The sequence below is a fragment of the Stenotrophomonas sp. STEN063 genome (assembly GCF_056854515.1).
This window is the reverse complement of sequence record NZ_JBXFWF010000010.1, coordinates 68,166-81,919: the sequence shown is the minus strand read 5'-3', so window position 1 is coordinate 81,919 and position 13,754 is coordinate 68,166. Positions and strand designations below refer to the sequence as shown.

General features: G+C 62.2%; 15 protein-coding genes and 1 tRNA gene. 3 read left to right on the top strand and 13 right to left on the bottom strand.

The window, feature by feature from the left end; all coding sequences use genetic code 11:
* Nucleotides 1–92: 92 nt before the first annotated feature.
* Entirely contained in the window at nt 93–944 is an 852-nt protein-coding gene (locus tag AC1VWL_RS04735; protein ID WP_482985924.1) for an MBL fold metallo-hydrolase, read from the bottom strand.
* Between the two features lie 12 nt (nt 945–956).
* Between AC1VWL_RS04735 and AC1VWL_RS04730 the strand changes: the two genes are divergently transcribed.
* Nucleotides 957–1,925: a GlxA family transcriptional regulator gene (locus tag AC1VWL_RS04730; RefSeq protein WP_482985923.1), complete on the top strand. Its 969-nt coding sequence runs from the start codon at nt 957–959 to the stop codon at nt 1,923–1,925.
* 131 nt (nt 1,926–2,056) lie between these two features.
* Here AC1VWL_RS04730 and AC1VWL_RS04725 read toward each other — a convergent pair whose 3' ends face one another.
* Entirely contained in the window at nt 2,057–2,326 is a 270-nt protein-coding gene (locus tag AC1VWL_RS04725) for a putative hemolysin (RefSeq protein WP_482985922.1), read from the bottom strand.
* Nucleotides 2,327–2,618: 292 nt separating this feature from the next.
* Here AC1VWL_RS04725 and AC1VWL_RS04720 point away from each other — a divergent pair, with 292 nt between their 5' ends.
* The gene (locus AC1VWL_RS04720) at nt 2,619–2,927 is read left to right on the top strand and encodes a hypothetical protein (RefSeq protein ID WP_481533315.1); all 309 of its coding nucleotides are present in this window, start codon (nt 2,619–2,621) and stop codon (nt 2,925–2,927) included.
* Between the two features lie 246 nt (nt 2,928–3,173).
* Nucleotides 3,174–3,404: a DUF1653 domain-containing protein gene (locus AC1VWL_RS04715; RefSeq protein WP_296253060.1), complete on the top strand. Its 231-nt coding sequence runs from the start codon at nt 3,174–3,176 to the stop codon at nt 3,402–3,404.
* A 54-nt stretch (nt 3,405–3,458) separates the two neighbouring features.
* Here AC1VWL_RS04715 and AC1VWL_RS04710 read toward each other — a convergent pair whose 3' ends face one another.
* The 11 genes from AC1VWL_RS04710 to thrS form a co-directional block, all read right to left on the bottom strand.
* On the bottom strand, nt 3,459–3,599 hold the full coding sequence (locus AC1VWL_RS04710; RefSeq protein WP_481533313.1) for a hypothetical protein: 141 nt from the start codon (nt 3,597–3,599) through the stop codon (nt 3,459–3,461).
* A 1,178-nt stretch (nt 3,600–4,777) separates the two neighbouring features.
* The gene (locus tag AC1VWL_RS04705) at nt 4,778–5,326 is read right to left on the bottom strand and encodes a DUF805 domain-containing protein (protein ID WP_481533312.1); all 549 of its coding nucleotides are present in this window, start codon (nt 5,324–5,326) and stop codon (nt 4,778–4,780) included.
* Nucleotides 5,327–5,724: 398 nt separating this feature from the next.
* Nucleotides 5,725–5,801 (bottom strand) — tRNA-Pro (locus AC1VWL_RS04700).
* 61 nt (nt 5,802–5,862) lie between these two features.
* Entirely contained in the window at nt 5,863–6,219 is a 357-nt protein-coding gene (locus AC1VWL_RS04695) for a MerR family transcriptional regulator (protein WP_057629341.1), read from the bottom strand.
* On the bottom strand, nt 6,200–6,499 hold the full coding sequence (locus tag AC1VWL_RS04690) for an integration host factor subunit alpha (RefSeq protein ID WP_054657702.1): 300 nt from the start codon (nt 6,497–6,499) through the stop codon (nt 6,200–6,202). The genes AC1VWL_RS04695 and AC1VWL_RS04690 overlap by 20 nt, the downstream gene beginning before the upstream one ends.
* A 21-nt stretch (nt 6,500–6,520) precedes the next feature.
* Complete coding sequence (gene pheT, locus AC1VWL_RS04685) at nt 6,521–8,902, bottom strand: phenylalanine--tRNA ligase subunit beta (RefSeq protein WP_482985921.1); 2,382 nt, start codon at nt 8,900–8,902, stop codon at nt 6,521–6,523.
* 125 nt (nt 8,903–9,027) lie between these two features.
* The gene (gene pheS, locus AC1VWL_RS04680; RefSeq protein WP_296253773.1) at nt 9,028–10,023 is read right to left on the bottom strand and encodes a phenylalanine--tRNA ligase subunit alpha; all 996 of its coding nucleotides are present in this window, start codon (nt 10,021–10,023) and stop codon (nt 9,028–9,030) included.
* Between the two features lie 200 nt (nt 10,024–10,223).
* A complete protein-coding gene (gene rplT / locus AC1VWL_RS04675) occupies nt 10,224–10,583 on the bottom strand; it encodes a 50S ribosomal protein L20 (RefSeq protein WP_054657697.1) in 360 nt (119 codons plus the stop codon).
* Between the two features lie 10 nt (nt 10,584–10,593).
* On the bottom strand, nt 10,594–10,791 hold the full coding sequence (gene rpmI / locus AC1VWL_RS04670; protein ID WP_002811096.1) for a 50S ribosomal protein L35: 198 nt from the start codon (nt 10,789–10,791) through the stop codon (nt 10,594–10,596).
* Between the two features lie 287 nt (nt 10,792–11,078).
* Complete coding sequence (infC, locus tag AC1VWL_RS04665) at nt 11,079–11,603, bottom strand: translation initiation factor IF-3 (RefSeq protein ID WP_282265677.1); 525 nt, start codon at nt 11,601–11,603, stop codon at nt 11,079–11,081.
* A 68-nt stretch (nt 11,604–11,671) separates the two neighbouring features.
* A complete protein-coding gene (gene thrS, locus AC1VWL_RS04660; protein ID WP_482985920.1) occupies nt 11,672–13,576 on the bottom strand; it encodes a threonine--tRNA ligase in 1,905 nt (634 codons plus the stop codon).
* Nucleotides 13,577–13,754 lie beyond the last annotated feature (178 nt).

Genomic DNA, 13,754 nt, shown 5'->3' with positions numbered 1-13,754 from the left:
CCTCCCGTCACTGCGTTTGGGCGCTGCGCTTCGGTTCTTGGGTTTTCTCGGGCCCCGGCGGTTGCGGTCGCGGGTGGCCCCACTACCAATCCTCAGAACTCGAGCACCTCACCATCAGCTGGAACCCGCAGGCGATCCGCCAGCCCTGCGTCCCGCGCAGCCAGCAGCAACGCCTGCCGACTCACCGGGCAATGGCTCAACGCCTCCAGATGGTTGGCAACAACAACGCCGTCGGCAATGCGCGTAAACGCCAGCGCTTCATCCAGCCCCATGATGATCTCGCCGCCAAGATCAAAGCGCGCGCCGCCGGCAGGGACCACGCAGACATCCGGTTGCTGCCTGCGCACGAAATCTTCGATGGCAGGAGTAAGCACGGTGTCGCCAGACAGATACAGACGGGGTGCGCCGGGGATCTCAATCAGATAGCCCACACCATGCTCCATGAAGCGCCCGATCACACCGCGGCCATGCGTACAGCGCACAGTACGAATGCTTCCGCCCAGAAAAGGACTGGCGAGCTCATGCGCCTCGGGCAAGGTCTGCACGTTCAAACCGCGCGCCGCCAGATGTACGGCGTCGTGCGGCGTGCAGATCACCGGAATTCCCCGCTCACGTAGCCAGCGCTTGCCAGCACGGTCCAGGTGATCGAAGTGACCTTTCTGGCAGTGGGTAATCAAACAGTGGGTGATCGACTGCAGCGCATGCTCGGCTTCCGCTGGCAGATGCACCAGCGGGTTGCGCTGCATACCGGCAAGCAGGCGCAACGGCGGCAACACCGCCCTGTCGGCCAGCATCGGATCGACCAGGATTCGATGCGGGCCGATTTCGACAATGATCGTGGCATTGCGGAGCTGCTGGATTTTCATGGCTTGGCCGATAGAAAGAGGGCCCCATGGTGAGCCGACGGCGCCTGTTCGATAATGGCAGGAAACGCCATATTCCATTCAATTCCGGCCATGCCAAAGACCTGCCAGATCGGCCTCCTGCTCTATCCCGGCTGCATGCCTGCCGGCCTGCTTGGTTTTGCCGACCTGCTGCACGCAACCAATCGCCGCACAGGACAACCACTGTTCCAAACCCGCCTCGTCGGTTTGAAAGCCGGCCCAGTCAACTGCAGCCAAGGCCTGGAAATGCAGGCCCACGGCAGCGTCGATGACCCGCTACTCGATGCCGTGCTCGTCCCCGGGTTCTGGGCCGAATCCGCAGCCGAGGTGGAAGCCATGCTGCAGAACAACGCCGCACTGATACGGGCGCTTGCGCGGCTCCCCAAGCGCTCGCGGCTGTGGAGCTACTGCGTAGGCGTCAGCCTCGCTGCAGCCAGTGGGCGGCTGGACGGGCAAGCAGCCACCGCCACCTGGTGGCTGCTCGACACGCTGCGCCAGCGCCATCCGAAGATACGCTGGCAGGCAGAGAGCACCTGCATCCATGCAACGCGACACGCCACCGCAAGTGGCGTCAGCGGCTACCTGCCGATTGCGCAGCGTCTGATCGAACAGACAGTCAGCCCCGCCATCCTGCAGGATCTGGTCAAGCTGATGGTGCTGCCAAGGCCGGCGCAGACCCACGATGCCTTCCAGGCGCTGAGCGTCATCCAGCAATCCAGCACCTTGCTGCGCAAGCTGCATGCATCGGTTGAAGCATTGCCTGCAGATCAGCTGACCATGGACAGGCTTGCAGAACTACTGGGTATATCCAGCCGCACACTTGCGCGCAAGGTGAAGGATCAGACTGGCTGTGCCGCCGCAACGTACTCGCGCCGCATCAAGCTCGCCCAGGTCGCCGAGCGCCTGACGCTCACCACCGCACCGCTCTCAGCAATCAGCAACGAACTTGGCTTCAGCAGCGACTCGAACCTGCGGCGCATGTTCAAGGAGCTGACCCGGCTCACGCCCATGCAGTATCGGCAGCGATTCTCGCGTCAGTGATGCCAACGAGCCGAGCGTGGCTCGGCACTACATCGCATCGCGCATGACGGATGTTCTGCTCATCCTGTTGGTCGTTGGCGCAAGACAAAGGCGACCGTCAACGAGTAATCCGAACCCAACACGCAGCCCTCTTACTTCCTGCCGGCCGCGTTGTCGCGCCGGAACAGCTCCCACTCTTCGATCTGGGTGCCATCAGCCAGATGGCAGATGCCGTACTCGCCGCCTTCGTTGTTTTTCTTGATCTCGACCTTGCCGCCCTTCTTCACGCAATACTCCGAAGCTGGATTGGCCATGCCCACACGCGGCTGCGTAGCCTCTGTCTTCGCGTCATCTTTCGGCGCGCAGCCAGCGGCCGCAGCAGACAGCAGCAATGCAGAGGTACAAAGAACAATGGATTTCATGGGTGCTCTCCAGGGCGGCTGCCGTATTCTCGGCAGCAGACCAGCAAAAAATTGTGATGACGCTGCGGCCTCGCCACCAAACCGCGAGGGCGCCACATTCAGAGGCTCTCGCAAAAGCGTTGCACGCGCGTTTCGGCTCTTGCGAGACCGCCAGAGCCTTGGATTGCCAGACTGAGCCCTGCTCCAACAGTCCACCTGCACATCAACGCCACCGGCAGGATTGCGCGGTACCTGCCGGTTTGAATCCCATCTGGCAGCCGGTAAAATTCATCCTTTGGCGAAGGAGCAGAACATGCCCAAAGACACGCTGCTTCACGACATGCTGACCACCTTGGACAGGCTCATCACCGTCTTCTCCTCAGCCACCCCCGATGAGAAAGCCTGGCGCGAGGCGATCATCGAGATGCGCGAGATCCGCGCCTCATTGCCCGCATCTCCGCAATTGGAGAGATTCGTGGGCAAGCGCATCAGGCAGTCTCTCGATATTCGTGGCCTGAGCCTCACCAACGGCCCAGCCACGCGAGCGCTCCTCGGCCCTACCATCGTGACCAACCTGACGCTGGCCAGGCAAGTCCTGGAAGGCTACCTGGGCAAGCGCTGAGGATAGACGCGAGTTGCCATTCACTCATGGCGGCCCCTGATCTGATCGCAAATCAGCCACCCCGGTGAACATCACTGTATTAGGGCGGCGCTTCTACCGTTCTTCGGGATGTGATTGGATCAAGAGAACTTGAGCCGATGGGCACGCACCGTCATGGATCGAAGCTCCCCCCTGCTTGCAGTCCGCAGGGCAACCCTTTCTTCCAGCTGCTACGATCCGCCGCCCCACCCGACAGAGAAATCATCAATGTCCGACCTACCTGCTCTTCCCAGCCTCGCACTCGGACGCTATCGCCACTTCAAAGGCGGCGAGTACGAAGTCATCGGCCTCGCCCGGAGCAGCGAAACATTGGAAGCCCTGGTCCTCTACAAGCCCTTGTACGGCGACCTGGGCGTGTGGGCCCGACCCTATGCGATGTTCGTGGAACAGGTGACTGTCGAAGGTGTCTCCCAGCCAAGGTTTGCCTACCAAGGCTGATACCTGCGTAGCAGACGCCAGCAGCACTCTCGCCGCCGCGGCCGGCTGATGGCCTTACCGGCAGGACAACCAGCTCAGAAGACCGACCATCGCCAAAACCCAGAGCGCTGTCTTCACCGTTCCTTCGATCATGTTGCCGCCGAAGAGAAATTCCAGAACGCGCCACAGGGCGGATGGCTTACCGGGATAGTTCATTGCAGCCTCATTACGTCAGACGTTGGGCGATCGAGCACGGCCGCCCTTTGGGGCTGTGATCCTAAACTCCGCCGGGCAGCATTGCACCGTCTTGACGTACCCCAGCAGGGTCTGAGCAAAGTGAGGTGCTGCAAGAACAAACAAGCAACGTAGTCCCAAGTCCGAAGACAGCAGCCGCTACCGATGCCCCCACTTCTTGAAGGCAATCTCTGCCGTCTCAGCTCGCAATCTGCGCTCATTCCGCCGTGCCCATTCTTCGCATCCCGCCCTGCCGGTCTCGTAGCTCCGGCAGTTGCGTGGCGGATGCAGCACTGCTCCGCCAGGTGGAGGCAGGTGGTAAGCGAGGTTGACGAACCACGATCCGTCCAGCCGCTCGACCAACCGGGATACTGCGATTTCGTTGACGTAGATCGCCGTCAGTTGGCTCTCGAAGTCTGCGACCTTCGCCCATTTGAAGTTCTGTGGAAGCATGGCCCAGCGTGGCGCCGGGGCGTCTCAGAAGCTGGGATTCGGGGCCGACTGACGACATCAAAGTGCCTCAGCCAAGCGGCGTCGACTTGAATGATCAGTCAGCCCTGAACTCATCCGGCCAGAGTGGCTCTCGCTCGATCGGGTGGTTGATCTGAATGCGGGGCGCCTCGATGGCGGAGCCCTGCCCGACTGGAACTGGGATTGGGACTGATCTTTCAGTAAGTGTGTACGCCGAAAGAGAGAACTGGCGAAGGACTCCTTTGCACTTGTCACCCCATAACGAGTAACCCGAGCTGAGGTCGAACCTGATGGGTAGCGAGTACAGGCCATTCTGATCAGTGAGTGTCAAAGCGGGCCCGTAAGCTCGCGAATTCTGCAGCCAAGAGGCCCCCACCATTGCGCCAGGTAATGGCGCACCACTGGCGTCGACGACCGAGCCGGAAATCACATAGAAGCGAGCCTTGCATTTCGCCAGCCCCTCTGGAACAGCCACTACAAACAGGAGGAATACCAGAAGTACTCGCATAGGACTAAACACCCAATGACCAGATCCTTGGTCCGGCTATACCGTGCATGCCGGTTGTCCGCACCACGTCATATCGTAGCCCGCTCCAAGGGTTGCGGGTTCCAGCGAAGAAGGTGACAGATCACCGATAGCTGCACGTCATACCCGCATCCAGACATGACCCAGCCATAGGCATCCTTGCTCATCCCGCAGCCACCTCAGCCGGCTCCTTCGCCTTGCTGGGATAGGTGAGCAGATAGAGCAGCACCAGGATGCCACCAACCGGCGCCAGACTGATCAGCTGCCACCACGGGTTGAAACCAGCGTCGCGCAGGCGCCGGGTACAGGCCGCGATCCAAGGTAGCAGTACCAGCAGCGAGGCGATTTCCAGCGCCCATTGGCCAATGGCTTCAGCGAAAAGCTGGGCGAAGGCAAGCACCATCGCCACAGCAAGGGCGAACCACCAGAAGTCCGCCCGCGGGGTGGTGCCGGTGAACTCCAGGCCGCGCAGCACGCCGTCGCGCATCGCCTCCAGCGCAGGCTGACTGGGGGACGGATTGCCCGTCAGCAGGCTTTCGGCAGGCACCTCGAAGACGGCAGCCAGTGCCCGCAAGGATTCCGTCGAGATCTTCGCGCCTGACTCAAGGCGCTGGATGGTCCTCAGGTTCAAACCGCTCAGATTGGCCAACTGCTCCTGCGACCATTGCCGGCCAGTGCGGAGCTCGCGAAGTCGGGCGCTGTTGATGTGCATGAAAGACCCCTTGAATCAGTTGTTTGGCTTACCGACATCATCCTGCCCTTCCCGGTTCTGGGTACCGACATCAGCCCGACACGGGCAGGACACGAACCCGACCTGGCACTGGCGGCCCCTGGCCTGGCCCGAGCATAGCGCCCTGCGAGCCTGTGATTCGTGTGTTGTGGGTTCATCCTGAGGGCAGCCCGCAACGGGTGGATTGGAGGCCGGAGAAGGCCAATCGCCGTTCCACGGTATTCAGTCCGCGCGACGACTGGGCACCATCCCGGCACGCCCAAAGCGCCGCGACAAGCAGTCAGCACCGCTGTTTCATTGCCGAAGCAGCAAGCACCTGGTAACAAAACGAAAAAGGGCTCGCGACATAAGCCGCAAGCCCTTCATCCAAAGCGAGTAATTGGTCGGGACGGCCGGATTTGAACCGACGACCCTCTGCCCCCCAGGCAGATGCGCTACCAGGCTGCGCTACGCCCCGATCGTTACTGCTTTCGCCTTGCGGCGAGCCGGTGATTATACCGGTTTTCACACAAAAAAGTTCAGCGACGGAGCAGTTGCAGTACTTCTTCCAGCTCCATGCGCACCTGCTTGATGATCTGGTTGCTCAGCGCCGACTCTTCGCGGGCACCCTCGCCTTCCAGTCGCAGGCGGGCGCCACCGATGGTGTAGCCCTGTTCGTACAGCAGCCCGCGGATCTGCCGGACCATCAGCACGTCGTGGCGCTGATAGTAGCGGCGGTTGCCACGGCGCTTGGCCGGCTCAAGGCTGGGAAACTCGGTTTCCCAGTAGCGCAGCACGTGCGGCTTTACGTCGCACAGCTCGCTCACTTCACCAATGGTGAAGTAGCGCTTGGCCGGAATCGGCGGAAGTTCGCGGTTACTGCCCGGATCCAGCATATGCCTCCACCCGCTCCTTGAGCTTCTGGCCCGGACGGAAGGTGACTACCGTACGGGCGGAAATCGGAATTTCCTCGCCGGTCTTGGGGTTGCGACCCGGGCGCTGGTTCTTGCGCCGCAGATCGAAATTGCCGAAGCCCGACAGCTTCACTTGACGTCCCTGTTCCAACGCATCGCGCAACACATCGAAAAACGCGTCGACAAATTCCTTGGCCTCACGCTTGTTCAGACCAACTTCGTCGAACAACCGATCCGCCATCTCCGCCTTGGTCAATGCCATGCCTGCTCCCTGTATGCCGCCTCAGCCACGGATCTTTGCGCCGTGCCCGCGATCAATCGCCGCCACCACCTCGGTGACTACGGCTTCCACGTCGCGGTCCGTCAATGTGCGCGACTTGTCCTGCAAAATCAAGCCCATAGCCAAACTCTTGAAGCCCGGCTCGACGCCCTGGCCAACATAACGGTCAAACAGCGCCACTTCGCGCAGCAGTTCGCCACTGGCAGCACGGATGGTGGCCGACAGCTCAGCCCAGCTGACCGATTCAGCTACGACCACCGCCAGATCACGACGCACGGCCGGGAAGCGCGACAACTCGCTCGAACGCGGCAGCGAACGCGCAGCCAGCGGGGCCAAATCCAGCTCGAAAGCATAGACATCGGCATCCACGTCCATCGCCTTGGTCAGCCGCGGGTGCAGCTGGCCAATCCAGCCGATGCACTCGCCATCACGCCAGATGTCCGCCGAACGGGCCGGGTGCGCATACGGGCGCTGCGAGGCACGGAATTCCAGCGTGGCGCCGGAGGCCGCAGCCAGCGATTCCAGATCACCCTTGAGGTCGTGGAAATCAACCTTGCGCGCCTTCTCGCCCCACTGCAGGGTGGCAGCGTCCCCGCACACTGCAGCTGCAATGCGAACGGTTTCCTTGGGCGCGGGCTTGCCCTCACCGGCCTGCGCGGCAAACACGCGGCCAATCTCGAACAGGCGCACGCGGCCAGCCTGACGGGCGACGTTGCGGCCCAGCGTTGCCACCAGACCCGGCAGCAGCAGCGGGCGCATCACCGCCAGCTCGGCCGACAGCGGGTTGGCCAGCGCAACCAGACCTTCATCCAACTGCCACTGCTTCAACAGCTCGGCATCGACGAAGGCGAAATTGATGGTTTCCAGCATTTCGCGGGCCACCAGCTGGCGGCGCACACTGAGGTCATCCAGACGGGTTTCGCTGGGCATCGCGATGCGTGCAGCGCCGCCCGGCAAGGTGGTCGGGATCGACTCATAGCCGTGGATGCGGGCCAGCTCCTCGATCAGGTCTTCTTCGATGGCGATGTCGAAACGACGGCTCGGGCCGGTAACGTTCCACCCCTCGGCCACGGCCTCGACCTGCATGCCAAGCGCGCGCAGGATGCGCTCGACTTCGGTGTCTTCAATCTGGATGCCAAGCACACGCAGGATACGGGCGCGACGCAGCAGGATCTTGGCGGCAACTGGCAGATCGGCGTCGCGCACGGCTTCCGTCACCGGCGCCGGCGTACCGCCAGCCAAGTCCAAGACCAGCTTGGTGGCGTACTCGATTGCGGTGCGCGGCAGCTGCGGATCGACGCCACGCTCGAAGCGGTGACCGGCATCGGTGTGCAGGCCCAGCTTGCGGCCACGGCCCATGATCGCCGCCGGGGCGAAGTGCGCAGCCTCCAGGAACACCTTGCTGGTCGCATCGGTGACGCGGGTATCGAAGCCGCCCATCAGGCCAGCCAGGCCGACCGGACGGTCGGCATCGGTGACCACCAGGAAGCTGTCGTCCAACGCGGCGTCGCGGCCATCGAGCAGCTTGAGGCTTTCACCAGCACGCGAGCGGCGCACGGCAATTTGCCCCTTCAGCGTATCCAGGTCGTAGGCATGCATCGGCTGGCCGAGTTCCAGCATCACGTACTGGGTGATATCGACCAGCAGCGACACTGGGCGCACGCCACTACGGCGCAGGCGCTCGGCCATCCACAGCGGCGTGGTCGCGGCGGCATTGACGCCCTCGATCACGCGGCCGAGGTAACGCGGCGCTTCGGCAGCGGCATCGAGCTGGATCGAAAGTTCACGCGTGCCGACGGCCGGCACCGCGTCGGCAGCAAACGGATTCACTTCGCTGCGGGTAGCGGCTGCCACGTCGAAGGCGATGCCGCGTACGCTGAAGCAGTCAGCGCGGTTCGGGGTGAGTTTGATCTCGATGCTGGCATCCGGCAGGCCGAGATAATCAACCAGCGTGGTGCCGACCGGTGCGTCGTCCGGAAGTTCCAGCAGGCCGGAGGCATCGTTGTCCAGGCCCAGCTCCTTGGCCGAACACAGCATGCCGTTGGATTCCACGCCACGCAGCTTGGCCGGTTTGATCTTCAATTCACCGATCTGCGCGCCAACCATGGCCAGCGGCGCGACCAGACCCGGGCGCGCATTCGGCGCACCGCAGACGATCTGCAGCAGCTCGGCCTGGCCTGCATCGACCTTGCAGATCTGCAGACGATCGGCTTCCGGATGGCGGGTAGCCTCGACGATGCGCGCGACCACCACATTGTCCAGGCCTGCGCCCAGCGCAGTGACTTCTTCGACCTCCAGACCGATGGCAGTCAGCACGGCGCTGAGTTCGTCGCGCGATGCGGTGGTCGGTACGTGGCTGCGCAGCCAGCTTTCAGAGAATTTCATGTGTCTACCTTGATGGGAGGCGCGCCTCCCGTTGCGGTTTTTTGTTGATACCCGGCGCTTTGCGCCTTGGGGCTGATCAACGTTTAGAAGCTGCCGAGCATCGCTCGGCACTACACAGTTCGCCTTTAGGCGAACTGCTTGAGGAAGCGGACGTCGTTTTCGAAGAAGGCGCGCAGGTCGTTGACGCCGTAACGCAGCATCGCGAAACGCTCAACGCCCAGGCCGAAAGCGAAGCCGGTGTAGCGCTCCGGATCGATGCCAACAGACTTCAACACGTTCGGGTGGACCATGCCGCAACCCAGCACTTCCAGCCAGCGGGTGCTGCCATCGGGCTGCTGCCAGGCGATGTCCACTTCCGCACCCGGCTCCACGAACGGGAAGTAGCTCGGGCGGAAACGCATCTCGAAATCGCGCTCGAAGAACGCACGCACGAACTCGGACAAGGTGCCCTTGAGGTCGGCGAAGTTGGAGTGCTCGTCCACCAGCAGGCCTTCGACCTGATGGAACATCGGCGAGTGGGTCTGGTCGCTGTCGCTGCGGTACACCTTGCCGGCCGCGATCATGCGCAGCGGCGGCTTGTGGTCGCCCATGTAGCGCACCTGCACACCAGAGGTATGCGTGCGCAGCAGGCGGCCGTCGCCGAAGTAGAAGGTGTCATGCATGGCGCGCGCCGGGTGGTGCGGCGGGAAGTTCAGCGCCTCGAAGTTATGCCAGTCGTCTTCGATTTCCGGGCCTTCGGACAGTTCATAACCGAGGCGGGCGAAGATTTCGGTGATGCGCTCCAGGGTGCGCGTGACCGGATGCAGACCGCCGCGTTCGCCATGACGGCCCGGCAAGGTGACATCGATGCTTTCAGAGGCCAGGCGTGCATCCAGCGCGGCGTTTTCCAGCAGCGTCTTGCGCTCACCCAACGCGGAGGACACGGCGTCGCGCGCGATATTGATCGCCTCGCCTGCTGCCTTGCGCTCGTCGGCCGGCAAGGCGCCAAGCTGCTTGAGCTGTGCGGTGATGCTGCCGCTCTTGCCCAACAGCGAAACACGCAGGTTTTCCAGCGTTTCCGGGCTCTGCGCCGCGGCCACATCGGCCAGCGCCTGCGCGGTCAAGGATTGGATGTCACTCATGGGATCGACGAAACCTCTGGCCGGCTTGCCTACGCGGTACGCGCCGGGCCGACCCCCGTCGCCACCAGTGGCTGACCGCCGCGCAACCATCGGCAGCGGCAACCAGCACAAAAAAGAATGGGGAAGGACTTGCGCCCTTCCCCATGCATTGTCTCACCACAGCCGCTGCGCGTGAACGCTACAACTGCTGCAGGAAGAACTTATGCCGCCAGTGCGCCCTTGGCCTTTTCTGCCAGAGCGGCAAAACCGGCTGCGTCGTGCACGGCGATATCAGCCAGAACCTTACGGTCCAGGGTGATACCAGCCTTCAGCAGGCCGTTCATGAAACGGCTGTAGCTCAGGCCGTTGATGCGGGCAGCCGCATTGATGCGGGTGATCCACAGCGAACGGAAATTGCGCTTCTTCTGCTTACGGCCAATGTAGGCGTACTGCTGTGCCTTGATGACTGCCTGCTTGGCAACGCGGAAGACCTTGCGACGGGCGTTGTAATAGCCCTTGGCGAGATCCAATACTTTCTTGTGGCGGCGGCGCGCCTGCACACCACGCTTTACTCGTGCCATGGTTCAGTCCTCAGAGGTAGGGAAGCATACGGTCCAGACGGCCTGCGTCTTCTGCGCGGACGTGATTCGTCTGACGCAGGTTACGCTTCCGCTTGGTCGCTTTCTTCGTGAGGATGTGGCTACGGTTGGCGTGACCGCACTTGTACTTGCCGGAGGCGGTCTTGCGGAAACGCTTGGCCGCCGCCCGGTTGGTCTTGATCTTGGGCATTGCTATGTCCTTGATGGTCTCTTTACTGACTGGGCGGTGGGCTGACCCACACTTTCCATCCTTGCCCTTGTCTGTCAAAAGCCCGCGCTCCCACTGGAGGCAGGCAGGTCCTGGGGGTGAAGCAAACAACAAACCCGGCGAACCGGGCCGCCCATTATGCCTTGTGCACCAGCCACTTGCAAACCGCAAGCGGGCTGGCACTCAAATTGGCTGAACAGGCATGCAAACAGGGAGGTAGCCGAAACCCCTCCCTGTTCAGCAAAGCAGCAGGCCCGTGGGCCGGCGGCTTACTTCTTCTTCGGCGCGATCATCATGACCATCTGCCGGCCTTCCAGGCGCGGACGGGACTCGATCACGATTTCCTCACCCAGATCAGCCTCGATCCGGTTGGCCATCTCGCGACCCAGTTCCTGATGGCTCATTTCGCGGCCACGGAAGCGGATGTTGACCTTGATCTTGTCGCCGTCCTCGAGGAAACGACGCATGTTGCGCAGCTTGATCTGGTAGTCGCCCTCGTCCGTAACCGGACGGAACTTCACTTCCTTGATCTCGACCTGCTTGGTCTTCTTCTTGGCCTCGTTGGCCTTCTTCTGCATCTCGAACTTGAACTTGCCGAAGTCCATGATCTTGCAGACAGGCGGATCGGCCTGGGGCTGGATTTCAACCAGGTCCAGGCCTTCATCTTCGGCCATGGACAGCGCTTCGTCGCGCGACAACACGCCAATCATTTCACCGTCACTGCCGATCACGCGTACGCGCGGCACCCGGATTTCCTGATTACGGCGGTTCTGTTTGTTGTCAGGGATACTGATATTGCAATCTCCAAGTGGATTAGTACCGGCCCTGCGGAGTGTCCGCCGGGGCCGGGGCCCTACTTACTTCAATGCTTCAATTCTGCCCGCAGCCGCTCGACGAAGGCCTGAACCGACATCGAACCAAGGTCTTCACCTGACCGCGTGCGTACCGCCACGGCCCCGTTCTCCTTCTCGCGGTCGCCCACGACCAGCAGGTACGGTACGCGCTGCAGCGTATGCTCGCGAATCTTATAGCCGATCTTCTCGTTGCGCAAATCGGCGTCAACCCGGAAGCCTTGATTTGCAAGGCTTTTGCGAACTTCGTCGACGTAATCGGCCTGGGCGTCGGTGATATTGGCCACCACCACCTGCACCGGCGCCAGCCAGGTCGGGAACGCACCGGCGTGCTGCTCGATCAGAATGCCCAGGAAACGCTCCATCGAGCCCACGATCGCACGGTGCAGCATCACCGGATGGCGCTTCTGGCTGTTCTCGTCCACGTATTCAGCACCGAGGCGACCCGGCATCATGAAGTCGACCTGCATGGTACCCAGCTGCCAGGTACGGCCGATGGCGTCCTTCAGGTGGTACTCGATCTTCGGGCCGTAGAAGGCGCCCTCGCCCGGCAGCTCCTGCCATTCGACGCCACAGCTGGACAGCGCGGTGCGCAGCGCGCCCTCGGCCTTGTCCCAGGTCTCGTCATCGCCCAGGCGCGATTCCGGACGCAGCGCGATCTTGATCTGGATTTCCTCGAAACCGAACGCCTTGTACACCGCCAGCGCCTGCTGGTGGAAGGCCGTCACTTCGGCCTCGACCTGGCTTTCGGTGCAGAAGATGTGGCCATCGTCCTGGGTGAAACCGCGCACGCGGAGGATGCCGTGCAGCGCGCCGGACGGCTCGTTGCGATGGCAGGCACCGAACTCGCCGTAGCGGATCGGCAAGTCGCGGTAGCTGTGCAGACCCTGATTGAACAGCTGCACGTGGCCCGGGCAGTTCATCGGCTTCAGCGCATAGGTGCGCTTCTCCGATTCGGTGAAGAACATGTTGTCCTGGTAGTTGTCCCAGTGACCGGACTTCTTCCACAGGCTCACGTCCAGGATCTGCGGGCAACGCACTTCGCCGTAACCACTCTGGCGATAAACATTGCGCATGTACTGCTCGACGACCTGCCAGATCGACCAGCCCTTCGGATGCCAGAACACCAGGCCCGGCGCCTCTTCCTGCAGATGGAACAGGTCCTGCTGCTTGCCGATGCGGCGGTGGTCGCGCATTTCAGCTTCTTCGATGCGCTTGATATAGGCCTCAAGCTGCTTCTTGTCGGCCCAGGCGGTGCCGTAGATACGCTGCAACTGCTCGTTCTTGGCATCGCCGCGCCAGTACGCACCGGAGATGCGCATCAGCTTGAAGGACTTCAGGAAGCGCGTGTTCGGCACGTGCGGGCCGCGGCACATGTCCACGTATTCCTGGTGGTAGTACATGCCCATCGCGGTGATGTCGTCGGACATGTCTTCGATCAGGCGCAGCTTGTAGTCCTCGCCACGCGCCTTGAAGATTTCGACCACTTCCGCGCGCGGCGTGACCTTCTTGATCACGTCATAGTCCTGCGCGATCAGCTCGCCCATGCGCTTCTCGATCGCCGCCATGTCTTCCGGCGTGAACGGGCGCTCGTTGTAGATGTCGTAGTAGAAGCCTTCGGCAATGACCGGACCGATCACCATCTTGGCTTCCGGGTACAACTGCTTCACGGCATGACCGACCAGGTGGGCGCAGGAGTGGCGGATGATTTCCACACCCTCCTCGTCCTTGGCGGTGATGATGCGCAGCGAAGCGTCGTGATCGATCACGTCGCTGGCATCGACCTGCACGCCGTCCACGGCGCCGGCAATGGTGGCCTTGGCCAGGCCCGCACCAATGGACTGGGCAACGTCCATGACGCTGACCGGGTTTTCGAACTGACGGACGCTGCCGTCTGGGAGAGTGATGTTGATCATGGGATTCACCAAAGGTCACGACCCGCCGAGCGGGTTGGAAACAACGCCAACAGGCGCTGCCTCAAGGGAGTTTCATGGGGTTTCGGGCAATAAAAAAGCGCCACGACGGCGCCTGCATCAGGGCGGTGGCGGGAGATCAGCAGTGGGCGATGGTAGTGCTCATGTCACACGCTCGGCC